Source organism: Flavobacterium piscis, assembly GCF_001686925.1.
Taxonomy (GTDB): Bacteria; Bacteroidota; Bacteroidia; order Flavobacteriales; family Flavobacteriaceae; genus Flavobacterium; species Flavobacterium piscis.
The window spans coordinates 587425-612586 of record NZ_LVEN01000046.1 but is presented as its reverse complement, the minus strand read 5'-3'; the positions used below and the strand labels follow the sequence as shown (position 1 = coordinate 612586).

21 protein-coding genes are annotated in these 25162 nt (G+C 34.1%); 10 read left to right on the top strand and 11 right to left on the bottom strand.

Annotation, left to right across the window (positions count from 1 at the left end):
• The first annotated feature begins 62 nt into the window (after positions 1 to 62).
• The 4 genes from panC (at position 63) to radA (ending at position 4198) form a co-directional block, all read left to right on the top strand.
• Entirely contained in the window at positions 63 to 941 is an 879-nt protein-coding gene (gene panC, locus FLP_RS23810) for a pantoate--beta-alanine ligase (protein WP_065451967.1), read from the top strand.
• A 14-nt stretch (positions 942 to 955) separates the two neighbouring features.
• Positions 956 to 1306 carry an aspartate 1-decarboxylase gene (gene panD / locus FLP_RS23805; RefSeq protein ID WP_026727479.1) on the top strand — a complete coding sequence of 117 codons (351 nt, stop codon included), beginning with the start codon at positions 956 to 958 and terminating at the stop codon, positions 1304 to 1306.
• A 376-nt stretch (positions 1307 to 1682) separates the two neighbouring features.
• A complete protein-coding gene (locus FLP_RS23800; protein ID WP_065451966.1) occupies positions 1683 to 2837 on the top strand; it encodes an alpha/beta hydrolase in 1155 nt (384 codons plus the stop codon).
• Positions 2837 to 4198, top strand: coding sequence for a DNA repair protein RadA (gene radA, locus FLP_RS23795; RefSeq protein WP_065451965.1), 1362 nt, complete (start codon positions 2837 to 2839; stop codon positions 4196 to 4198). The genes FLP_RS23800 and radA overlap by 1 nt, the downstream gene beginning before the upstream one ends.
• Before the next feature lie 88 nt (positions 4199 to 4286).
• Here the strand turns inward: radA and FLP_RS23790 are convergent, their stop codons facing one another.
• Entirely contained in the window at positions 4287 to 4763 is a 477-nt protein-coding gene (locus FLP_RS23790; RefSeq protein ID WP_065451964.1) for a DUF6252 domain-containing protein, read from the bottom strand.
• Between the two features lie 255 nt (positions 4764 to 5018).
• On the opposite strand from FLP_RS23790, the gene FLP_RS23785 reads away from it, so the two are divergent.
• On the top strand, positions 5019 to 6983 hold the full coding sequence (locus tag FLP_RS23785; RefSeq protein WP_065451963.1) for a transglycosylase domain-containing protein: 1965 nt from the start codon (positions 5019 to 5021) through the stop codon (positions 6981 to 6983).
• 251 nt (positions 6984 to 7234) lie between these two features.
• Here the strand turns inward: FLP_RS23785 and FLP_RS23780 are convergent, their stop codons facing one another.
• Positions 7235 to 7984 carry a LytR/AlgR family response regulator transcription factor gene (locus FLP_RS23780; RefSeq protein WP_065451962.1) on the bottom strand — a complete coding sequence of 250 codons (750 nt, stop codon included), beginning with the start codon at positions 7982 to 7984 and terminating at the stop codon, positions 7235 to 7237.
• A complete protein-coding gene (locus tag FLP_RS23775) occupies positions 7981 to 9801 on the bottom strand; it encodes a tetratricopeptide repeat-containing sensor histidine kinase (protein WP_065451961.1) in 1821 nt (606 codons plus the stop codon). The genes FLP_RS23780 and FLP_RS23775 overlap by 4 nt, the downstream gene beginning before the upstream one ends.
• A gap of 203 nt (positions 9802 to 10004) precedes the next feature.
• Here FLP_RS23775 and FLP_RS23770 point away from each other — a divergent pair, with 203 nt between their 5' ends.
• From FLP_RS23770 to FLP_RS23760, 3 genes are all read left to right on the top strand, one after another.
• Positions 10005 to 11165: a vWA domain-containing protein gene (locus FLP_RS23770; protein WP_065451960.1), complete on the top strand. Its 1161-nt coding sequence runs from the start codon at positions 10005 to 10007 to the stop codon at positions 11163 to 11165.
• 14 nt (positions 11166 to 11179) lie between these two features.
• On the top strand, positions 11180 to 11803 hold the full coding sequence (locus FLP_RS23765; protein ID WP_083195936.1) for a murein L,D-transpeptidase catalytic domain-containing protein: 624 nt from the start codon (positions 11180 to 11182) through the stop codon (positions 11801 to 11803).
• A gap of 65 nt (positions 11804 to 11868) precedes the next feature.
• Positions 11869 to 13515, top strand: coding sequence for a DUF4139 domain-containing protein (locus FLP_RS23760; protein ID WP_065451958.1), 1647 nt, complete (start codon positions 11869 to 11871; stop codon positions 13513 to 13515).
• Between the two features lie 138 nt (positions 13516 to 13653).
• On the opposite strand, the gene FLP_RS23755 is transcribed toward FLP_RS23760, so the two are convergent.
• The 3 genes from FLP_RS23755 to FLP_RS23745 form a co-directional block, all read right to left on the bottom strand.
• Positions 13654 to 14691 carry an aldo/keto reductase gene (locus FLP_RS23755; protein ID WP_065451957.1) on the bottom strand — a complete coding sequence of 346 codons (1038 nt, stop codon included), beginning with the start codon at positions 14689 to 14691 and terminating at the stop codon, positions 13654 to 13656.
• Positions 14692 to 14954: 263 nt separating this feature from the next.
• Positions 14955 to 15899 (bottom strand): OmpA family protein, encoded by a 945-nt coding sequence (locus FLP_RS23750; RefSeq protein WP_065451956.1) that lies wholly within the window; start codon positions 15897 to 15899, stop codon positions 14955 to 14957.
• Positions 15900 to 16024: 125 nt separating this feature from the next.
• Entirely contained in the window at positions 16025 to 16786 is a 762-nt protein-coding gene (locus FLP_RS23745) for an exodeoxyribonuclease III (RefSeq protein ID WP_065451955.1), read from the bottom strand.
• Positions 16787 to 16904: 118 nt separating this feature from the next.
• Here FLP_RS23745 and FLP_RS23740 point away from each other — a divergent pair, with 118 nt between their 5' ends.
• Positions 16905 to 18707, top strand: a complete 1803-nt coding sequence (locus FLP_RS23740) for a GNAT family N-acyltransferase (protein ID WP_065451954.1) — start codon at positions 16905 to 16907, stop codon at positions 18705 to 18707.
• Between the two features lie 89 nt (positions 18708 to 18796).
• Here FLP_RS23740 and FLP_RS23735 read toward each other — a convergent pair whose 3' ends face one another.
• The 5 genes from FLP_RS23735 to FLP_RS23715 form a co-directional block, all read right to left on the bottom strand.
• Positions 18797 to 19897 (bottom strand): suppressor of fused domain protein, encoded by a 1101-nt coding sequence (locus tag FLP_RS23735; RefSeq protein WP_065451953.1) that lies wholly within the window; start codon positions 19895 to 19897, stop codon positions 18797 to 18799.
• Between the two features lie 299 nt (positions 19898 to 20196).
• A complete protein-coding gene (locus tag FLP_RS23730) occupies positions 20197 to 20661 on the bottom strand; it encodes a DUF2752 domain-containing protein (protein WP_065451952.1) in 465 nt (154 codons plus the stop codon).
• The gene (locus tag FLP_RS23725) at positions 20636 to 21016 is read right to left on the bottom strand and encodes a DUF4234 domain-containing protein (protein ID WP_065451951.1); all 381 of its coding nucleotides are present in this window, start codon (positions 21014 to 21016) and stop codon (positions 20636 to 20638) included. Before FLP_RS23725 ends, FLP_RS23730 begins: the two co-directional genes overlap by 26 nt.
• Positions 21017 to 21199: 183 nt before the next feature.
• On the bottom strand, positions 21200 to 22147 hold the full coding sequence (locus FLP_RS23720) for a 2-hydroxyacid dehydrogenase (protein WP_065451950.1): 948 nt from the start codon (positions 22145 to 22147) through the stop codon (positions 21200 to 21202).
• Between the two features lie 111 nt (positions 22148 to 22258).
• Positions 22259 to 23788 (bottom strand): hypothetical protein, encoded by a 1530-nt coding sequence (locus FLP_RS23715; protein ID WP_065451949.1) that lies wholly within the window; start codon positions 23786 to 23788, stop codon positions 22259 to 22261.
• A gap of 228 nt (positions 23789 to 24016) precedes the next feature.
• On the opposite strand from FLP_RS23715, the gene nhaA reads away from it, so the two are divergent.
• Complete coding sequence (gene nhaA, locus FLP_RS23710; protein ID WP_065451948.1) at positions 24017 to 25162, top strand: Na+/H+ antiporter NhaA; 1146 nt, start codon at positions 24017 to 24019, stop codon at positions 25160 to 25162.

Genomic DNA, 25162 nt, shown 5'->3' with positions numbered 1-25162 from the left:
ATTTTTGGTAATAAAAACGTTGCAAAATTACAAAAATTTATGCAGTTTATAACTAATATATTATGTTTGCACTAAATTTTAATAATACTGCCATGCATATTTTCTACGGTAAAGTAGCTTTGATAGCTTATTTAAAAACTATCAAAACCGCAAATTCAACCATCGGATTTGTACCAACAATGGGCGCTTTACACCAAGGTCATCTGGCGTTAATGCAAAGATCAATAAAAGAAAACGACGATACCGTTGTAAGTATTTTCGTTAACCCAACGCAATTTAACAACCCTGAAGATCTCGAAAAATATCCAAGGACACTTGAAGAAGACGTAAAAAAAATGCGCGGTTTGAGCGATAAAATGATTTTGTATGCTCCATCTGTCGAAGATATTTACGAAGGAAACACGGTTTCTCAGGATTTTGATTTTGACGGATTAGAAAATCAAATGGAAGGCAAGTTTAGACCCGGACATTTTAACGGTGTTGGAACAATAGTAAAACGTTTGTTCGAAATTGTAACGCCAACAAATGCTTATTTTGGAGAAAAAGATTTCCAGCAATTGCAGATCGTTAAAAAAATGGTCGAAAAAACGCATTTACCTGTAAATGTTGTGGGTTGTCCAATTTTTAGAGAAGATAATCAATTGGCTATGAGTTCTCGTAATGAACGTTTAACTCCCGAAGAACGAAAAGAAGCAGCTATTATATATAAAATTTTAACTGAAGCAAAAGAAATATTTCAGACCGGCACTCCTGAAGAAACGATTCAATTTGTCGAAAATTCTTTTAAAGATAATGAGCATTTTGACTTAGAATATTTTGTAATTGCTGACGAATCTACATTATTACCTATCGATCATAAAAGTAAAGACAAAAACTACCGTGCATTTATAGCAGTATTTGTTAATTCTATAAGGTTGATTGATACCATTTCATTAAATTAATTTACCTTTGCATCATGCAAATTCAAGTTATAAAATCAAAAATTCATCGAGTAAAAGTAACTGGAGCTGATTTAAATTATATTGGCAGTATTACTATTGATGAAACTTTACTGGAAGCCTCGAACATTATTGAAGGTGAGAAAGTATCTATTGTAAATATTAATAATGGCGAACGCTTTGAAACTTACGCGATCAAAGGAGAGAAAAATTCGGGCGAAATTACCCTGAACGGACCTGCTGCGAGAAAAGTTCAAAAAGACGACATTATTATCATTATATCCTATGCAACCCTGGAATTTGAAGAGGCAAAAACCTTCAAACCATGGATCATTTTCCCTAATGAAAACGATAATTCGTTAACCTAAGTTTTCCTTTTACGTTTTATCTAACTTTAGTTTGTCAAATTTACTTTGCACGAACAGCATTCTATTTGCCTGAATTCAATTTTTGATTTTAAAAGAACAATCCCAAAATCTCTATTTAGAAAAAAAATTAACCCCAAAAGTACAGGAAGTTTTATTTGCTTTAAGGTTTCTATAAAAACAGAAAGTTCGCAAAGCTTTGCCTTTAACTTTGCGACTGCGTAAATCTTTGCTAACTTTTCGGTTAGATTTTGATTTATTCATTACAAACTGAATCTATATTGCTATTTTAAAAATCCTACAATAATAAAAAAGCAAATAAAGTATTATATTGCTACACTATTTCAATACTTTTTAATTCACTGAAATGCCCCAAATCATGAAAAAAGTTTACTTACTGCTTACCCTAATTTCCTTTTCTGTCTTTTCGCAGAAAACATTCGACAACATCAAATCTGAAAAACTTGGCGAAGAACGAAGAATAACCATTGGGCTTCCTGCTTCTTACGAGGCTAATCCCGAAAAAAAATATCCTGTTTTATATTTATTAGATGGCGATTATTTATTTGATCCTTTTTCCGGAGCCTTGAGCTACGGATCTTATTGGGGAGATTTACCCGAAGTGATTATCATTGGTGTTCATCAAAACAAAAATGACGAGCGCGAAGACGACACCACAATCGACCAAAATACAGGTCTTCCGTTTGAGAAAGGAGCCAACTTTTTTGAATTTATTGGTGCCGAACTGGTTCCTTATATCGAAAAAAAATACCGTACATCTCCGTTTAGAATTATTGCAGGCCATGATGTAACAGCAAGTTTTATTAATTTTTATTTATATAAAGAAAAACCTCTTTTTAGCGCTTACATCTCTTTTAGTCCTGAATTGGCTAATAAAATGGAAATTAGAATCCCTGAAAAATTTGCTAAAATTACAGAACCTTTATTCTATTATTTGTCTGCAGCAGATGGAGACAATAAAAAAATCAAAGAACCAATTGAAAAATTAGACAGCAATATTAAAATTGCCAATAATCCGTTAGTAAATTATAAATACGATGTATTTAAAGGCACAACACATTATACTCAGGTTTTACATGCAATTCCTAGCGCTTTGTATCAGATATTTGAAGTGTACAGACCTATAAATTCTGCAGAATACAATAATAAAATAGCTGTTCTGGAAACGGGTTATGCCGATTATCTGGAGAACAAATACAATATTATGTCTAAAGTTATGGGAGTTCAGATTCCGGTAAGAATCAGCGATTTTAAAATTATAGAAACTCTGATTTTGAAAAAGAATGCTTATGATGAATTAGGTAAAATGGCTGAAATTGGAAATGTAAATTATCCAAAAGCGATGTTAGGAGAGTACGAATTAGGATTGATGTATGAAAAAATGGGAGATCCTAAAAGAGCTTCAAAAAAATATCAGAATGCTTCGCAAATGGAGCCAATTGGCGATTTAAACAAAGATTTGATGTACGAGAAAATCGACCAGATGAAAACACTTGAAAAAACCGGTAAATAATGTCTAAAGTTAAAACTTCCTTTTTTTGCCAGAACTGCGGCACCCAATACGCCAAATGGCAAGGACAATGCAATGCCTGCAAAGAATGGAATACTATTGCTGAAGAAATCATTCAGAAGCAGGAAAAAGTGGCCTGGAAAAGCGAACCTACTCCAACTGGAAAAGCTCCACGCCCATTAAAAATTAATGAGATCGACTCGACTCAGGAAATTCGTATGGATACTACTGATGGAGAATTGAACCGTGTTTTGGGTGGCGGAATCGTCCCTGGATCTTTGACACTTTTAGGCGGTGAACCTGGAATTGGAAAGAGTACACTTTTGCTTCAAATCTCATTAAAATTACCTTATAAAACTTTATATGTTTCCGGTGAAGAAAGCCAGAAACAAATAAAAATGCGTGCCGAAAGAATCACGCCAAACAGCGACAATTGCTATATTTTGACGGAAACGAAAACGCAGAATATCTTCAAACAAATTGAAGCTATTCAGCCGGAAATTGTCATTATCGACTCGATTCAGACTTTGCATACGGATTATATAGAATCTACAGCCGGAAGTATTTCTCAGATTAGAGAAACGACTGCGGAACTGATCAAGTTTGCCAAAGAAACTAATATTCCGGTTATTTTAATTGGGCATATTACGAAAGACGGAAACATCGCCGGACCAAAAATTCTGGAACATATGGTCGATACCGTTTTGCAATTTGAAGGCGATCGAAATCACGTTTACCGAATTTTGCGTTCGCTAAAAAACCGTTTTGGTTCTACTGCCGAATTAGGAATTTATGAAATGTTAGGAAGCGGTTTACGCGAAGTCAGCAATCCGTCAGAAATATTGATTTCGCACAAAGACGAAGAAATGTCCGGAACTGCCATTGCCACAACTATGGAAGGCATGCGTCCTCTGATGATCGAAATACAATCTTTGGTAAGTACTGCAGTTTACGGAACGCCACAACGAAGCACAACGGGCTACAACGCCAAAAGACTCAACATGATTTTGGCCGTTTTAGAAAAAAGAGCCGGATTTCGTTTAGGAGCAAAAGATGTCTTTTTGAACGTAACCGGAGGAATTTCTGTTGATGATCCCGCAATTGACCTTGCCGTTGTCGCTGCCATTTTATCCTCAAACGAAGATATTCCGGTAACAAAAGGGTTCTGTTTTGCCGGCGAAGTTGGACTTTCGGGAGAAATTCGTCCTGTAAATCGTGTTGATCAAAGAATTCAGGAAGCCGAAAAATTAGGTTTCACGACTATTTTTGTTTCGAAATATAATAAAATTGCCTTAAAAAATCCTGGAATTAAAATTGAGCTTGTTGCCAAAATTGAAGATGTAGCCGGTATTTTATTTGGATAAAAGCAAAAAACAGATTTTCTCTTATAAAAAATTGCTCATGAAAATTTCAAAGATTCATGAGCAATTTATATTTAAAGAAGTATGAGATCTATTTTAAAACTCTAAAGCTTCCTTCTGTAACAGTAAATGTCTGATCTCCTGAAGTTCCCGAAAAAGTAAATGTCCCTTCAATTTTTTCATCATCAACAGCAGTAATATTTATTTTTCCAGATTTAGCATTAGCATTATTTATTGCAGGCAAAAAACTAAAAGACGCTTGATAAGTAGTCTCCATATTTGATAAATCATATACGATGTCATGGCTTCCCTTAGTAACATTCAAAGGCGTCCATAATGAGATTTTTTTGTAAGTGTTATCAATTCCCGTACTTCCCATAATATTCATGTTTAACGAAGACATAACGCCAGGCTCAAAATTGTATACTGTCCCATTGTATGTGAATTTAATAAATTCTTCCTGATCTTCCGGAGTTCCTTCATCATCAGAATCATTACTACTGCATGACGATAACACCATTGCACAAATGGCAAAAGACAAAAACATAATTTTTTTAAAGATTTTCATTGGTTTGATTTTAATATTATTAATTGCGCAAATATATATTGTGTAAATTGTAAAACTTTACGGGTTCTCTCAATTTTGACGCTAAACCATAAATTCCTTCTTTTATTTAGGAAAACGCAAAACACAATAATAACAAAATCAAACCTTTAGAGCATTATTAAAAATTTACAAGGAAAATTTTATAAGCTGATAAATTTAAATTTAAATTTACACTAGCTTTGAAAAGCGAAAAATTTCGAATACCAATCTCCATTTATGAACTTCCCAAAACAAAAAATATACAAAGCACTCCTGATAATTGCATTAGTATTGGTAGTGCTTTTTTTAGGCTTTTACTTTTTTCGTGATTCGCTTTTAAAACAAGCTATTGCCAAAGTAAAAACTAAAATGAATACTGAATACAACAGTACATTTTCTGTAAAATCGGCTACGTTTGATGGTTTAAATGGTATTAAATTAACCAATGTTGTTCTGGTTCCTAAAAATGCTGATACACTTTGTAATATTGAAAAAATTGAAACCAGTGTTAGTTTATCGAATTTACTAATTGGGGATGTACAAATTGGAACTTTAAAAGTAAACAACGGTTATATTCAATTAGTTAAAAAAGGAAATGTCCGCAATTTTGATGCTTTTTTAAAGAAAGACAAAGCCGATACTGATAAAAACGAAAAACGTAAATACGCCGCTTTTGCGTATCGTATTATTTCAAAATTACTGAATCTGGTTCCTACAGACATGAAACTGGAAAATCTGAATTTCAGAATTGATGACAATGGCAAAAAGACTACTGTTGCTGTAAATAAACTGGTTTTAGACAACAAACAACTCGAAACTAATCTTCATGTTCAAAGTAAAGATTTTGATCAAAAATGGAACATAAAAGGATTTGCTGACCCAAGAAATAAGAAAGCCGATATTCGTTTCTTCAATTTAGATACCGGAGCCATCAGAGTTCCGTATTTAGACGAACGATATAACTTAAAAGCAAGTTTCGATTCTATCAGACTAAATGTTCAAAACATAGAAAAAGATGGCAGCGAATTGCATATCGACGGTTACACTTCGATTACTAATTTAAAAATTAATCACCCTAAAATTGCCAGTAAAGACGTCATTATCAAAAATGCACGTTTTGATTATCGCTTTTTATTGGGAGATGATTTTATTTCGATTGACAGCACTTCGACCATGCAGCTCAACAAGATAAAAGTAAAACCTTATATTTCATACAGTACCGAAAAGGATACTATTTATACTTTGAAAGTAGATATCCCGAAAATGAAAGCGCAGGATTTTATTGTTTCCCTGCCTGACGGCTTGTTCACCCATTTTCAGGGAATGGAAGCTACCGGAAATTTCGATTATAAACTGGATTTCAAATTCAATAAAAACAAACCGAATACTTTAGTTTTTGATAGTAAACTCAATAAAGAAGATCTAAAAATCACCAAATACGGAGAAGCCGATCTTAATAAATTAAACGGCGAATTTGTGTATCGCGCCATTATCCAGAATGTTTTACAACGCCCGGTTTTGGTTGGAAATGCAAATCCTAATTACACGCCTTTGGACCAGATTTCGCCTTATTTACGAAAATCGGTTTTGACGACCGAAGATCCGTCTTTCTTCCAACATCGCGGATTTATTAATGAAGCTTTCAAACAATCTATCCTCAAGAATATTAAAACTAAAAAATTCTCTCGCGGCGCTAGTACGATAAGCATGCAATTGATTAAGAATGTGTTCCTGACCAGAGAAAAAACACTTTCGCGTAAGCTGGAAGAAATTCTACTGGTTTATATTCTGGAAAACAATCGCGTAGTAAGCAAAGAAAGAATGCTGGAAGTGTATTTCAATATTATTGAATGGGGACCAAATGTATACGGAATTGGCGAAGCAAGCCATTTCTATTTCCAGAAAAGTCCATCGGCTTTAAATGTGGATGAATGTTTGTATTTGGCCACTATTATTCCGAAACCAAGAAAATTCATGTATCAGTTTAACGATCAGGGAAATCTAAGGGACTTTGCGGTACAAAACCAGAAATTTTTAAAGAATTTAATGTTTCGTCGTGGTCTTTTGGTCCCTGAAGATACAATAGGGCAACTGCCCGTTTATATTTCCGGTAATGCAAGATCTTTAATCAGAATAAAAGCTCCGGATTCAACTGCGGTGAAAAATGATTCGCTGTCGATTGACGGGGAATTTGACTTGTAATATTTGTTTGCCACAAAGACGCTAAGACACAAAGTTTTTTTCTTTTATTATTAAACTTTGCGTCTTTGCGCGATTATTACTTTAAGTTTTTACTACCAGCGTGAAATTGCTCGCAAAGTCGCAAAGTCTTTATAGAAGATCTAAGCAATGACAATACAATCTTTGTCAAGTTCGTGCGTGATCCTTCCTGCGTCAAGGATGACATAAAATGAGAAGAAAATCTTTGTGCCTTAGTGCCTTCGCGGCAAACCTTACTTAAAGTTCTTTAAAAAATCTTCTTTATAAGTAGGCGACACTTCAATTTCAGCTCCGTCGTTTAGCGTTACAATTCCTCCTTTATTATACGATTTTACACAATTCATATTAATGATATGCGATTTATGAACTCTTATAAAAGGCAAAGGCAAAATCTCCGAAAAATGCTTTAAAAATCGGCAGACCATTTTTTTGTTTCCGTTATTTAGATAGAGATCGGTAAAATTTCCGTTTCCGCGTAAGCGAACTATTTCTTCCATTTTAACGACTTCAAAACCTTCCAGAGTTGGTAAAATGACCTGTTGTTTTTCTGGTTTTGATTCATGAAAATTTTCTACAATAATTTTATTTCTATTGAAAATCTCATGATTCATGATTTGATGCTGCACTTTATTTACCGCCACAATCAATTCTTCGATACTAATGGGTTTTAGCAAATAATAGGCGGCACTTTGGTTCAGGGCTTTTAGCGAATATTCAGAAAAAGCGGTTACAAATATGGTTTCGAATTGTAAATCTTTACACGCTTCGAGAACGTCAAAAGCATTCCCAAAAGGCATTTCGACATCCAAAAAAACCAATTGCGGCCGAATTTCATGCAGCAACGGCACAGCTTCTTTTATATTCTGCGCCTCTCCCACAACTTCAACCTGCGGACAATATTTACTCAAATAATTTTTGAGTACTTCGCGCGCTGCCAATTCATCTTCGACAATGACACTTTTTATCTTCTGAATAGTCATCATATGGTATCAATTAATGGAAAAATAATCTGAACAATTGTTCCGGATTCCGGCAATACTTTCTCTTTAATTTCAAAAGCAATATTCTTTTTATACAATTCGTTCAGCAAACCAATTCGTTCATTGGTATTATTAAGACCGCGGGATTCATGCACTTTCTGATTGATCGTTTTCAGTTCCTGGCTTTTGGTTAAACCAATTCCGTTATCATCAATAATCACGACAATTTTGCCATCAACAAACCGGAATTGAAGCTTCAAGAATCCCTTTTTATCGAGGTAACGTAAGCCGTGCCAAATTGCATTTTCTAAATGTGGCTGGATAATCATATTGGGCACAAAAACCCTTTCTGTGTCCAGAGTTTCATCAACCGTAATTTTAAAATCAAATTTATCCTGAAAACGTAAATGTTCCAGATCCAGGTATTTTTTTAATTGTTCGACTTCTTTGTCCAGCGAAATAAAATCTTTATTCGAATTTTCCATCATATTCCGCATCAAATTCGAATACGAAGTCAGGTATTTATTGGCTTCCAGTTCTTTATTTTCAGATATAAACTGATTCACGCTATTTAAACTATTAAATATAAAATGCGGATTCATCTCGCGTCGTAACGATTGCAACGCGATTTCCTTGTTCTTGGTTTTTATCGAATACAATGCTTTTACAATAAAAGCAAACAAGAGCAAAAGCAACAAAATTGATCCTAAAAGAAAGTAGTTGAAGGTATTTTTCTTGGTAATTAATTCATCTTTTAATGATTTTTCTTTTTCGAGCTGACGTATCTTTCCTTCTGTAACCTGAAAAGTTTTCGCATTAATCAAAGTAGTATCAGATTGAATTAACTCATCAAAATTTTGAAAGAATTGCTCGTAAAGCGCCATACTTTCTTTTTCATTACCATTCGATTTATAGTATTTTACCAAGGCCGATAAAGTATTTTTGGCTTCCGCCGAATTTCCTTTTTTAGACGCCAGATCATATGCTTCTTTCAATGAAACTAATGCCTTTTTTGGTTCTTCTTTTTTAAAATAAAGAGCTGCCAGCGATTGCAGTTGCTTGATTTGGGTATTAAAATCTTGTTTGGTTACGGCTTCTGCCAATAGTTTTTCGTTGATTCCAATTGCTTTTTCAAACTGATTGTCTGAGGCATATACATTGGCAATTTCATTTTTAATTTTAATTATCGACTCAGGTTTGTCTTTTGCGTAAGCGAGGGCATTTTTATAGCTTTCTATTGCAACACTTTTATCTTTTTGCTTTAATGAATTTTCTGCTTTTTGTACATAAGCTTCAGCAACTTCACCAGCTTTATTTTCTTTTTTGAGCAACTCAATATTCGAGTCAACGTAAACTGCCTGTGATACTGGAGCCGCTTGCGTTTTTAATCGGTTAGCATCGTTTAAATTTATTTTTTCTTCAGCAACATCTTTTGATAATGCGCCCGCGACTTCATAATTTTTAATCGCCGAATTAAAGTTTTTTTGGTTTTCCTGTACTTTGGCCAAACTGCGCGTTACGCGGGTTTTATCTTCAGTCCATTTTAATTTGGTATAGCTGTTTAATGCTCTTTTAAAATATTCCTCTGCCTTTGCATTATTCCCTTTATTCAAAAATTCATTTGCCAGTTGTTCGTAGTTCTCGGCAATTTTTCCCTCATCATTTTTATCCAGAGACTTTTCAAGACTTATTACCGCTTTACTCATTTTCGAAACCGGCATCGCCTTCTTTTTGGCAATAGAATCCTGTGCCATCATTCCGATTGGAAATAGCAATAACAGCATTATAGAAATAATAAATTCTGATCGTAAACTTCTCATAAGTAAAAATCTTTTAAGGTCTTAGTAACTAAGATTCTCAGAACTTTAGAACCTTCAAAAAACAATAATGTAAAGTAAAGTATTTTATATTCCGTTTACAACTCATTTCACCAAGTCAAAATACCGTTTCACCCTTTCTGCAAAAAACGAGGTCTTTAAGTTTTTAAGTTTGATCTGTAATCAACAATTAAAAACTCGAAATCATGAAATCAAACTTGTTTATCTCAGCACTTTTAGCCACTGCAATTTCTTTTGCAAGCTGCAATTCTTCGAATGCAAATTCTAAAAAGAATATTGTAATCGAAAAACCAATAGCAACAGAAAATACCAAAATACAAGTAGCACTTTTACTGGACACCTCGGGCAGTATGGATGGTTTAATCGATCAGGCAAAATCCAGGCTTTGGAACATTGTAAATACGCTGACCACTTTAAAATATGATGGAAAAACGCCTGATATCGAAATTGCTTTATATGAATATGGAAATGACGGATTATCTGAAAAATCGAATTACATACGACAAATAGCACCTCTTTCTACAGATCTTGATTTGATTTCAGAAAAACTATTTGCCCTGAGTACCAATGGAGGCAGCGAATATTGCGGAGCTGTTATTCAGGATGCGACCAAAAAACTAAAATGGGCGAAAGAAAACAACAATATGAAGCTGATTTATATTGCCGGAAACGAAGAATTCAATCAAGGCGGGATTAATTATAAAGAAGCGATTAGTGATGCTTTAAAAAATGGCATTTATGTAAATACTATTTATTGCGGAGACAAAGCACAAGGCATACGCGAACTATGGAAAAACGGTGCCGATTACGGAAAAGGGAAATATTTTAATATCGATTCTAATGAATCTGTGCGATACATTGCCACGCCATATGATGATGAAATTACAAAATGTAACGAAAAAATCAACAAAACTTACATTAGTTATGGCGCCAAAGGTTCTTCAAAAAAAATGAATCAGGAAACACAGGATAAAAATGCACAAAAAGTTTCTGCCTCCAATTATGCAGAACGTGCGGTAAGCAAATCAAAAGCGGTTTATAAAAATGAAAGCTGGGATTTGGTAGACAAAGTCAAAGAGGATAAAACGGCTATTTCTAAAATTAAAAAAGAAGAATTACCAAAAGAACTACAGAATAAATCTGAAGCCGAGATCAAAACAATTGTCGAGCAAAAAACAAAAGAAAGAGCCACAATCCAGAAAGAAATTGGCGAATTGGGCAAAAAACGCCAGCAATTTATTGATGCCGAGACTAAGAAAACCAAGAAACAAGATGATCTGGGAAATGCCATCAATACATCGATCGTTGGTTTTGCAAAAGTGAAAGGATATACAGTTGAGAAATAAAAAGAGCACATAACATGAAAAACAAAATTTTCCTTTTACTTCTGTGCAGCATTTTTGGTCTGAGTTTTGCATGTATGAACAAAAAAGAAGAATCGATAAGTATTAAAAATTCAAAACCGGTTTATTCCTACGAAGAGAAACTAAAAAGTGAGATCACTGAAATCAGGAGTTTTTTGGGGAAAACGCCTAAATACAATTCAGATGTTGTTTTCTTTTTAGACATGAAGATTGAATCTGGAAAAAACCGGTTTTTTATTTACGATTTAAAACACAACAAAATACTTGATAAAGGTTTAGTCGGGCACGGCTCCGGATCTGAAACTGGAACTTACGGAAAGCTAAAATTTAGCAATGTCAAAAATTCGAATTGCAGTTCTTTAGGAAAATATGCTGTTGGCGGTTCCTATTCCGGAAGATTTGGCAAAGCCTATAAATTATACGGTTTAGACAAGACAAACAGTAATGCTTTCGACCGAAATATAGTACTTCACAAATATGTTGACGTTCCTTTTGAAGAGCAAATGAATCCTATTTGCAATAGTTTGGGATGCCCAATGGTCAACGAAAAGTTTTTTGGCGTAATCGAAAAAAAGATTGATGATTCTAAAAAGAAAATCATTTTGGTTATGTACTACTAAATCAATTTAACTTTTAGATATTTGTAATCTATATCTTTCAAAATTTAAACTTAAATTATTAACTCATGATTAAAAAACAAGCCACATTGCTCTTGCTATTAGTAACTACTTTTGTATTGGCACAAAAACCTATTTTCACTACTGCCAAGGTACAATCAGCAACCGTATATTTTAATGCCGCCGAACTATCTCAAACTGCAACCGCAACATTACCAGCCGGTGCGAGCGAAATAGTAATCAAAAATGTTGCGGTGAATTTAAATGAAAATTCTGTGCAAATTGGCGCACCATCTGGCGTAACCGTTCTTTCGGTTCAATTTACCAATAATTACATTTCAGAATATGATACTGATTCTAAATCTCCTGCACTAAAAATAGTAAGAGACAGTATTGTTTTGGTTCAGAAAGAAATTCAGAAGGTGAATAATACCATTAACTCTGAAAACAAAACGATACAGCTTTTAGATAAAAACCAGCAGATTTCGGGCGTAAATTCAGGTTTGAACGTAACCGAATTAATGAAAATGGTGGATTATTATAAAAACAAGCAAATCGAGATTGCCAACAACATTAATACACTTTCTGAGAAACAGCAAAAGCTGAATGAAACACTTCGAAAACTCAACAATAAGCTAGAAGTAAACGCTAATAAAGAAGAAAAAACATCATCAGGAAAACTAATATTGCAGGTGATGAATCAAAATGCAGGAGTGATTCCGTTTGACATTTCTTATCTAACTGATAATGCAACCTGGACACCATTTTATGATTTGCGTGCCGAGAGTGTTACAGCGCCAATTAATATGATGTACAAAGCACAAGTTGTTCAGAATACCGGTATCGACTGGAAAAAAGTAAAACTGACTTTATCAAGCGGATTGCCTAATCAAAATAATCAGGCACCAATATTAAGTTCTTGGTTTTTAGCCAATCAAACCTATCTGGAAGAAGTTGTCGTGAGCGGTTACGCATCCAGAAGTAAAAGGAATCAAATTCAGGGAAGTGTTGCTAAAATTTCAAAAGAACAATTAAGCGAATCTATGGATATGCCTTCACCTATACTGGAAAAATCATCCGTTTCAAATTATACTACTGTCGCAGAAAACCAACTGAATGTTTCGTTTGATATTGATATTCCTTATGACATTTTATCTAACGGAAAAATACACAGTGTTTCATTAAAAGAGATTAAACTTCCAGCAACTTACAAATATTATGCAGTTCCGCGAGTAGAAAATGAAGCTTTCCTATTGGCCGAAATTGCAGATTACAGTAAGTATAATTTACTAAGAGGTGAAGCTAATATTATTTTTGAAGGCATGTATGTTGGTAAAACTTTTATAGAACCAAATCAAACGAGCGATACTTTGAATTTAAGCATGGGACGTGATAAAAAGGTTTCGATTAAGCGAGAAAAAGTGGCTGATAAATCAGGAACTAAGTTTTTATCTGCCAAGAAAGAACAAACTTTTACTTTTGATATTACGGTTAGAAACAATAAAAAAGAAGCGGTTGAATTGTTATTGAAAGATCAATATCCGTTAAGTACCAATAAAGAAATTGAGGTAGAATTGCTACAAAGTGACGGTGCAAAAATAAATGCCGAAACCGGAATACTTACCTGGCAATTACAGCTAAAACCAAATGAAAACAAGAAATTCAGAATTAGTTATAAAGTCAGATATCCAAAAGACCAGAATTTGAATCTTTAAAACATAAAATCCCGATACAGAAAAAATGTATCGGGATTTTTTTAGTTAACAAGCCTTCGACTTCGCTCAGGATGACATTAGGAAACAATTCGTCTTTTAACGATTGTCAGGCTGAGCGGAGTCGAAGCCATTATTCATTTACGGAGCCGGATCAGGAATTATCGCCTGAACTCCCGCTATTTCAGTTAAAATTTCTTTGGACAAAAACACATCAATTGTGTCTATATTTTCTTTTAATTGTTCCATTGTGGTTGCGCCAATAATTGCACTGGTTAAAAACGGCTGTTGCAAAACAAATCCTAATGCCAATTCTGTTAATGTCAGGCCGTGTTTTTTAGCAATTTCCTGATACAATCTTGTTGCTTGCAAACATTGATCGCTATTGTAACGTGTGTATTGCGGAAAAAGATTGATTCTTGCGTTTGGATGTGCTTCTCCGGTTAAAAATTTACCCGTTAAAACTCCAAAAGCCAAAGGAGAATAAGCCAGTAAACCTACATTTTCATATTTTGAAACTTCGGCAGAACCTACTTCAAAAAGACGATTTAATAAATTGTACGGATTTTGAACGGTTTTAATTCTTGGCAAATTATGATATTTACTTTCTTCCAGAAGACGCATCATTCCCCAGGCATTTTCGTTAGAAACCCCAATGTGTTTTATTTTTCCTTCTTTGATTAATCCGTCAAAAGTTTCGAGGGTTTCTCTAAAATTATCTTCCCATTCAGCATCTTGATCTTTAAAACCGCGTTGTCCAAAATAATTGGTTGGTCGTTCCGGCCAATGCATTTGGTACAAATCAATATAATCTGTCTGAAGACGTTTTAAGCTGTTTTCTAAAGCGTATTTAATACTTTCCGGAGAGAAATCTACTTTCTCACGCATATAAGTAAAATTAGGGTTTGGACCCGCAATTTTAGAGGCCAAAACCACTTTTTCGCGATTTCCGGTTTTCTTGAACCAGGTTCCTATAATTTTCTCTGTACTTCCGTAAGTACTTTCGTTTGCAGGAACTGAATACATTTCGGCAGTATCAAAAAAATTAATTCCTCTTTCCAGTGCATAATCCATTTGTTGATGTCCTTCTGCTTCGGTGTTTTGTTGCCCGAAAGTCATTGTTCCGAGGTTTATTTTACTAACTTTTATGTCGGTGTTGGGTAGTGTGGTATACTTCATTTCTTTTGAGTTGCTAAGTTGCTGAGTGACTAAGATTCTAAGTTTACAGCTTTTGAATTATAAAATTCAAAGATACGACGGGATTTTTCAAATGAAAATTGTACAAAAGTTAAAAAAAGGATAAGGTTTTTTTTAAGGTTCTGAGTTGCTAAGATTCTAAGGGACTAAGTTTTATTTTTGATAAACAAAAAAGGTTCAAAGTAAAACTTTGAACCTTTCTTATAAAAAACTTAGAAACTTAGTCCCTTAGAATCTTAGCAACTTTAATTAATACTATTCAACATATCAGCGATTTCATCTAATCTTGGTGTTAAGATGATTTCGATTCTACGGTTTTTAGCTTTTCCTTCCGGGGTAGCATTACTCGCTAGTGGAGAAAATTCGCTACGGCCCGCTGCTGTTAGTTTTTGTTTGTTGATTTTAGTGTTTTCGCTTAAAATATTTACAATTGCTGTAGCTCTTTTAGTCGATAAATCCCAGTTGTTTGCAATTGGTCCTGAACCTGCATACGGATCATCATCTGTATGACCTTCGATAAGAACTGAAAGATCCGGATTGTCCCCTAATACTTTTCCTAATTCTACAACAGCTTTTCTACCTTCGGTTCCAACGGCCCAGCTTCCTGAATTAAAAAGTAATTTGTTTTCCATAGAAACATATACTTTTCCGTTTTTTTGTTCAACAGTAAGTCCTTTACCTTCAAAACCGTTTAAGGCTTTAGATAAAGTTTCTTTTAATTTGCGCATTGCTTCTTCTTTCGCAGCAATCATCGCTTCAAGTTCGTTTAAGCGACTTGCTGTTTTATCAAGACTCGCTTGTTCTTCGGCAAGTTTTTTTGATTTTGCTTCTAATTGTGCCAACAATTCACGGTTTTTAGCCATGTTTTTCTCTAATGCATCGTTGCTGTTTTTCTCTAATGCATTGTATGAATCCTGCAAAACTTTGAACTTGCTTTGTGCTGCAGCCAAATCAGCTTTTTGTTTTGTTAATTCGTCTTTGGTTGCATTTAAATCTTTGGTTAGATTATCACGTTCTAATTCTAACTGATTTTTTGATTTTTGCAAATCGGCATTTTGATCTGCTATGGAACGGTTTTCTTTTTTAAGATCTGAATATTTCGTTTCAAGATCGTTGTAAATTTTCTTGGATACGCATGAAGTCATAGACATAGCTACAACTAGTAATCCGATGGAGGCCTTTTTAATCATATTACTTTTTGGTTTTTATTTTTGGGGGCGCATTAATAATCAACAATGTCAAAATTCAATATCAATGACAATATTAATTTTGAAATTTTAACTCGCTATTCTTTCAACAAGAACAGTACCAAACTTTACTCGATTTCGACTAAAACCGGGCAATGATCTGAATGTACGGCGTCCGGAAGAATTACGGCACGTTTTAATCTGTGCTGTAAAGAGTCGCTGACCAAATTATAATCGATACGCCAGCCTTTGTTATTTCCTCTGGCTCCGGCGCGGTAACTCCACCATGAATAATGATGTGGATCTTTATTGAAATGACGGAAACTGTCGACAAAACCTGATTTCATAAAGCCATCAAGCCAGGCGCGTTCTGCAGGTAAAAATCCAGAAACGGTTTTGTTACGAACGGGATCATGAATATCAATAGCTTCGTGGCAAATGTTGTAATCGCCACAAATAATCAAATTAGGTATTGTTAGCTTTAGCTCGTTAACATAAGTTTGAAAGTCATCCATAAACATAAATTTATGATCTAATCTTTCAATATTCGTTCCTGACGGAAGGTAAAGACTCATTACAGAACAGTCGTCGAAATCGGCACGAAGGTTACGTCCTTCAAAATCCATGTGCTGAATTCCGGTTCCGTAAACTACATTATTGGGTTTTATTTTAGATAAGATAGCCACACCACTGTAGCCTTTTTTGGTAGCAGGATAATAATATTGATAAGGGTAACCGGCATCTTTTATTAAATCGACCGGAATTTGCTCTTCGGTGGCTTTTATTTCCTGAAGACAAATAACATCAGGGTTGGCATTACGTAACCATTCGATAAAGCCTTTAGTTATTGCGGCGCGTATTCCGTTTACATTATAAGAAATAATTTTCATCAGTGTTTTTTTAAGGATTCCAAATGTAATAAAAAAGTGGAAAGTTTGTGTTTGAAACAGCGAAAAGTAGACTTTTTTGTTATCTTTGTTCGCTGCTCTAATAAATTAAAAATAGTACATGGGTTTAGTTACCGCGAAAGAAGTTGCAAAGGCAATAAATGTTGAGAAGTACGGAGTTCTTGGTACTTTTTCAGGCTGGATTCTTATGAAGGTCCTTAAAATTTCTACCCTTAATAAAATTTACGATCATAATAAACATTTAGAAGACGTTGCGTTTTTAAACGGAGTATTGGATGAATTGCAAATTAAGTTTGAAATTCCGGAAGAAGATTTAAAACGTTTACCTAAAGATGGCGCTTATATTACCATTTCAAATCATCCGCTTGGAGGAATTGATGGTATTTTGCTATTGAAATTAATGCTCGAAAGAGAACCAAATTTCAAGATTATCGCCAACTTTTTATTACACCGAATTGTTCCGCTTAAAAAATACATTATGCCGGTCAATCCTTTTGAGAATCATAGGGATGCTAAATCGAGCGTAGTGGGAATTAAAGAAACGTTACGTCATTTAAGTGATGGAAAACCGTTGGGAATTTTCCCTGCCGGTGAAGTTTCGACTTATAGAGACGGGAAATTAGTAGTGGATAAACCTTGGGAAGAAGGCGCTCTAAAATTGATTAGAAAAGCCAAAGTTCCGGTTGTACCGATTTATTTTCATGCTAAAAACAGCCGATTGTTTTATTGGCTTTCTAAAATTGATGATACTTTAAGAACTGCTAAATTACCATCGGAATTGCTTACGCAGAAAGATCGTGTAATTAAAGTGCGTATTGGAAAACCAATTTCTGTAAACGAACAAAACGAGTTTGAATCGTTTGAAGATTACTCTGAATTCTTAAGAAAGAAGACTTATATGCTTGCCAACCCTTTCGAAAAGGATCATAAATTACTGGACACAGCGAATTTAAAAATACCAAAAGCACCTAAAAAAATCGTTACGCCTGCAAACGAATTAGAAATGATTAACGAAGTAAATGCGTTAAGAAATAGCGATTGTCGTTTATTGCAGAGTAAAAATTACGAAGTGTTTTTTGCAAGAGCAAAATCGATTCCGAATATTCTGCACGAAATTGGCCGTTTGCGGGAAATCACTTTTCGTGAAGTAGGTGAAGGAACTAATGAATCTATCGATTTAGACAAATTTGATCAATATTATCACCATATGTTTTTATGGGATGATGAAACCAAAAAAATTGCCGGTGCCTATCGTATGGGATTGGGTTCTGAAATTTACCCGAAATATGGCATTGAAGGTTTTTATTTGAATGATTTATTTAGATTCGAACCTGAACTTCATGATATGATGCACAAATCGATCGAAATGGGTCGTGCATTTATCATCAAGGAATATCAGCAAAAACCAATGCCTCTGTTCTTGTTATGGAAAGGTATTATTCATACTACGTTACGTTACCCTGAACATAAATATTTATTGGGCGGAGTAAGTATCAGCAATCAATTTTCTGACTTTTCGAAATCATTGATGATTGAGTTCATGAAGTCGAATTATTACGATCCTTATATTGCACAATATATTCATCCTAAAAAAGCATATAAAGTAAAACTAAAAGATGCTGATAAAGATTTTATTTTTGATGAAGCAGAATCTGACTTAAACAAATTCGATAAAATCATTGACGAATTAGAACCAGGAAATTTACGTTTGCCGGTTTTAATTAAAAAATACATCAAGCAAAATGCACGTGTTGTCGCTTTTAACGTCGATCCTTTGTTTAACAATGCCGTAGATGGTTTAATGTATATAAGAATAGCAGATATTCCTGAAAGCACGATGAAACCTGTTATCGAAGAGTTTCAGATAGAACTGGAACGTAAATTAGCTGAGAAAGAAGATTAAAACATATCAAAAAAAGAAACTCATAAGTACAATTACTTATGAGTTTCTTTTTTTAAAGCACCTTCTTTACTTCCTTTATTGCTTTAATTTTAAACAACTTCTTCCCGGTTTAAACTAAATATTTCTTCTCCAATATCATCTAGTTTAGCAAGAACACCCTCAACTCCAGATTCTATCATTTCAGCTCTTTCTCTACTTGATATAGGAACTACCCATAAAAAAGTAGTATTTGATTCTCTATATTGGGGTAATTGAACTTCTGGCAGCACTTTGAGCTTATTGGTAAGTATGCCAAAATTAAATTTTTCATTAACTCCAGTTTGAAACCCTACTGTATGGCCTTCTGCTAAAAAAGTAACATAATCCCATGGTATTGCCGTCATTCCGCTTATAGAGCTCGCAATTTTATTTACCTGGTCGTTGTTCAATGCAGACTTTATAATAGCTCCAAGTTCTATTCTATTAACATCACTTGTATTTTCAAAATACATCTCTATTTTGGGCTGTGGTCGCAATGATACAGCTACTGTTGCAAAAACAACTTTTTCTACGCCTTGATTTACATACAGACCTTTTGGAAGCCATTCTGAATTATCAATCGCATAATACTTCTCACTTTTTCCGAATATTGTGTCGTAATAATTTAAAATTTCGGGCTGCAGAAACATAAAAGGGTTCACTTCTTCATCCCATGATTTTAAAAATTCGGCAGAACGTTTAACACGTGTGTGCATTTCATTATCTTCTGAAAGTTCCCAGGCAAAATCGCCTGTTCCTTTACAATCGCGAGCATATCCGTAAAATCCGCCATTACCTCCCCAAGCAGGAATTATACATAAGATTTCTCCGTTTTCCAGTAAAGCTGCCCCATCTCCTTCTTCCAACCAAACAATTTCCAGATTATTAGCATTAAGTTCTTCCTGTCCTTCGGGAAATTTGCAAAATTCTTTGGTTAACATAGGCGGAACACCTTTTTCCATCAATTTTGTCTCTATTTCATCTGGCGCCGCATCTAAATTTCTAATCCAGCAGCTTTTTGTGCCAAAATCTTCATTATCTCCAAACAAGTAAAAGTAGGCAGTTCTATTATCCTGCTCTACAATTGCAGTTATTGGACATCCAGGACTTCTTAGCTCAAGAATAACCTTCGGCTTTTCAATTTTATTATTATTTCTACTAAATAATCCCATGTTTGTATATTTATTATTTTCAAATTAAAATTACACTTTAAGTAACGTTTTATCAAGAAAACATTATTAAGTTTAAACTAAAATAATGCTTTTTAATTTCAGTTAGTAGGAACTTATGTCGAAACTCATGAAAAAGTAATTTATAATTTCATTTATAGAATGAGCGTTTTTCTCGTTTAGATCAGCTCAATGACGAGTTTAAAGTTATAAAGTACATTTTTTAAAATTGTCTGCTAAATTTTGTGAGCGGGACACTCAAAAAAAAATCCCATTTGTTTCACAAATGGGATTCCTTTATTTTAAAACCAAATCGACTGATGTAAGATATCATCAAAAGAATTATTTCTAACAAATAACACTAATCGTATCAAATGATAAAAGGCGAGAAAATAAGCCATATTATAGGCTAATTTTCGATTGTATAAAAGCCCTGTAAAATATTCTTTTTTGGTAATGATTTCTGTGGTCAGTATAATAATAGTCAGCCAGCAAAATACAATAACAAAAGGCCCTAAAATATGATAACTAACACTTTTATAAATATCTCCGTGATAGAAATACACTAAAGATTTTGTTATCCCACAACCCGGACAGGGAAAACCTGAAATCATCTTAAAAGGACAAAACGACTGATCTGTCTCTAAATGATCATTGTGGTTGTTAAGCATTAAGAAAAACGGAATTATCAGTGTAATTGCTGCACCGATAATTCCGTAAACTTTACGCTTTACTCTGCTATTATTTGTATAATCTGTTGATATCACCTTGTACGATCATTGCAGCTGCAAAAGGAAAAAAGAATCCTAAAACAATTAATAAAGTAGACTGATCTTTTTGAAGCTCTCCTGTTCTTTCATATACTTTTGGCAATGCTTCTTTACCAGCCAAGTAATAAAAATAAATATTTACCGGCATACAACATCCCGCAAAAATTGCGATAGGCTGCGAAATAACTTCTCTTCCTGCAACAGCATTAAAAACTTCAGACACCTTAATATTCCAATAGATTAAATATAATCCGCAAGATAAAATACTAAAAAGCAATACCATAATAGGATCTACTTTAAATTCTGGAATTTCGTTAAAATTATTTGATGTCTCTGTAAAATTGTTCTCCATTTTATTTATTAAATTAATTGGTTAATTCCTACTCTTCGGATTTTCGGCTACTCCTTATTTTTGGAGACAATATTATTAAAAATTAACCTTATAAACTAATTATCTCATGCAAATTATACAGAAAAAACTCGTTATAAAATTCCAAAAAAAAGACAAACAAAACTCTGCGATCTCCTATCCTGCTTACTTTGAGTAAAGTGCCTTGATTTTATCGACAATTACCTGCGCCAGACGTTCGTGACTTTCAAAAGTCCAACCGGCAATATGAGGCGTTAGCAATACATTCTTAGCTTCTAAAAGATACTGAAAAGCTTCTGGAGTATTTTTATCCTGAAATAAAGTTTCAAAGGATAATTTTTCATACTCTAAAACATCCAAACCTGCACCTAAAATCTTTTTAGACTTCATTGCCGCTACCAAATCTGCCGTTACGATATTTTTACCGCGCGATGTATTTACAATCCAAAATGGCTTTGCAAAAGCATTTATAAAATTAGTATTAACCATTTTATCCGTCTCGGGAGTCCACGGAAGATGCAAACTCAATACATCTGCTTTTTGTTGCAATTCGTGTAATGAAACTTGTCTGGCGTTTTCGTCACCAATATTTTCTAAGATGTCATAAAAAATAACCTCCGTCTCAAAACCACGAAGTTTTTTAGCGAAAGCTTTCCCCATGTTTCCATAACCAATAATCCCTACTGTTTTGCCATCTAATTCATGACCGCGATTACTTTCACGATTCCATTGTCCCGCTTTAATTTCGGCGTCGGCCTGATTCAAATTATTAAATAAAGATAAAATTACACCCAATGAATGTTCTGCAACAGCGTTGCGATTACCTTCCGGAGCCGCAATTAAATGAATCTTTTTTGTTTCGGCATAATCACAATCGATACTTTCTAATCCCGCGCCCACTCTGGCAATAAACTGCAACCTGGTCGCTTTGTCAAGAAAGGTTTTATCAATTTTAAAACGGCTTCGAATTACGATTCCGTTATAATCCTGAATTTTAGCCTCGATTTCTTCTTTCGAAGATTTAAAATCGGCGTGGTTTTCAAAACCGGCATCTTCTAATTGTTGCCAAAGAATTGGGTTATTACTGTCGATATGCAGAATTTTTATGCTCATTGTAGTTGTTTTTATGGGGACAAAAATACGGCTAATTCTTTATATTTTCCTTTCATAACTCATCGAACAAAATGTAAAGCAAGCCAAAAATGGTATTAAAATATTTTTTGATTAGTCTAAAAGATAAGCAAACGAATAGAACACATATGGCGAATCGTATTTTATCACTCCTGTCGTTAGCTGACCATTTGATTCTGTCATTCTAAACTCAGTAAGCGCAGCATAACCCGGTGTTTGAAACTGACGAATTAGACGTCCCTCTTTATTTATCACGAAAATTGCCACGCTTTGTTTTTCATCTCCATTAGATTTCTCCGTTAAGTACAACCAAAACACAAAATCTCCATTGGCACGTTTAAATCCTTCTGCACTATTGATATACGGTACTTCGTAATTATCCGGGAATACAAATTGTATTTGCCATAAAGCTGTATTATCGGAACTCAGTTTTTCGAATATGATTTTATTCGAAAACATTCCTTTTTGCTTAAAGTTATACGTTTCCTTTTTTACTTCATCTTTATAAAATGTAACCGTCGACCAGGTTTCTTCTTTTGCTGGTTCAACAACAGATTCCTGGGTTTCTGTTGCAGAAGTTTCTGTTTCGCTTTCCTCTTCATCACTTTCCTCAGGTGCCGATGGTCCGCGATAAACAGATTCATAAGGTTCTTTATCTGACTTGTCTGCAGTAACTTTTAAATCTGAGTTTATTGTAAATCTTTTATTCGTTGCATAATAGGAACCATCGGCACTTGTGTTTTCTATTCCTTCGATATACAAACCGCCATCACTATTCAATTTTATTTTATCTATTTTCGTATCTACGTACTGCTCAAAAACATTCATTTTTACAAGTTTAAGATTAGTGTCGAGTATTGCGACAAACGGCATTTGCTCCACTTCAGACTTTCCAACTTGTCCATAAACACAGATTTTACCTTTTAGATATTCTACAGAAAAATTACCTGTTGGTATATACGAAATACCTTTTTCCTGAAAAGATTTTAGGAATATCGATTCCATTGATTTACTAACCGTTTCATAACCTGAGTAGGTATTATTAAATTTTAGTTTATCGATATGATATTCTTTTAAGTTATAGCGCACTCTTCCTTCTCCAGTTTGTTCTTCAACAGACTGAGTTAAAGTTCTATCTTCTTTTTTGATAAATAATGTAAACCCGCCCTGATTGTCTGTTTCAACCTGAGTGGTAAAAAGTTCATACTTTGTTTTAGGTTTTAATGCCAGTTTTTGCTTTTTTATTTCTTTCCCTTCTTTATCGAGTATTAAAACAAAAGCAGCTGTATTGTTACGATTTTCATCACTTTCTTCGATAACGAAAAGCATATTTCCGTTGGCTAATGCATGAACGCCTTCAAGAGATCCGGTTTTCATATCCCATTTATATTGCCATAATTCGGGTGAATTGTATTTTTTCGAAAAATGAATAACTGATTTAACTTTCAGTTTTTCATTGCAGGTTATCGGCTCATCCTTTTGATAGTTTTTGTCAATACTTACAGGAATGGGCTTTTTTTCAGAGATTTCCCCATCATTTTGAGTGTTTTCTTTTTTACATGAAATTTGAATGAGAATAAAAAAAAGTATTAAAGCGCGAGATAGACCTATTTTATAGTTCATTACGGTGGTTTTGGTTATTAAGAAGCACGAAAATACTATTATTTTTTTAAGTTTTTTCTTAAATCAACAACGATTAAAAAGCTTCTAAAAAGCATCAAAATTTATTTTAAAAATGTTGTAAAGTCAAATAGAAACCTGCTGAATTTTTTATTGGTGAGATTTTTTTTAACTTTGAATAAATACGAATAGAGAAAATTTCTCTTTTTTAAATCTTCAGAAACCTCCGCAATGAAACTAACCAAGACTTTTAAAGCCTTTTTTGACAACGAAAAATCAGGAGGATTACTCTTACTATTTGTTACGATTATATCGCTTTACTTGGCGAATTCTGCTGTTCAGACAGATTATATTGCTTTTTGGGAAAAAGACTTAGGCGGTCATTCGATCACACACTGGATTAACGATGGCTTGATGACGATTTTCTTTTTGCTGATTGGTTTAGAATTGGAGCGCGAAATATATCATGGTGAATTATCCAGCATAAAAAACGCTTCATTACCAATTATGGCGGCTTTTGGTGGAATGCTGGTTCCCGCGGCTATTTTCCTGGCTTTAAATTTTGGAACTGCAACACAAAACGGAGCAGGAATTCCTATGGCAACTGATATAGCGTTTGCCATTGGAATTTTATCTCTTTTAGGAAAAAGAGTTCCGGCATCATTAAAAGTTTTTTTAACCGCCTTGGCAGTTATTGATGATCTGGGAGCTATTATAGTTATTGCTATATTTTACACCACCTCAATTGCATTTATAAATCTTGCCATTGCTTTAGGAATATGGGGCTTCTTGTTTATTTTGAATCGAATGAAAATTCAAAACCTGATTCCTTATTTAGTTGGAGGAATTGCCATGTGGTACTTTATGCTTAATTCTGGTGTTCACGCTACCATTACCGGTGTTATATTGGCTTTTGTCATCCCTTTTGGAGATGGCGGAGAAAAATCTTCTTCCTATAAACTGCAGCACTTTTTACATAAACCTGTTGCTTTTGTCATTTTACCGCTATTTGCTATTGCCAATACATGCATCGCTATAGAATCTGACTGGCATCAGGGGCTAAATCATCCTAATACATATGGTATTATTCTTGGTTTAGTAATAGGAAAGCCATTAGGAATTGTACTTTTTTCTTCGATTGGAGTAAGTGCCGGCTTATGTGCTTTGCCAAAAAGTCTAAAATGGGCACATATTTTAGGCGCAGGAATGTTGGGCGGAATAGGTTTTACAATGTCTATTTTTATTACACTTTTAGCCTTTAAAGATCCTGAAGTTATTGTTTTTTCTAAAATAGCTATCCTTATTGCATCCGTACTTTCCGGAATCTTTGGATTTGTTTATTTGAAATATATTTTGACAAGAAATAAAACCACTTGA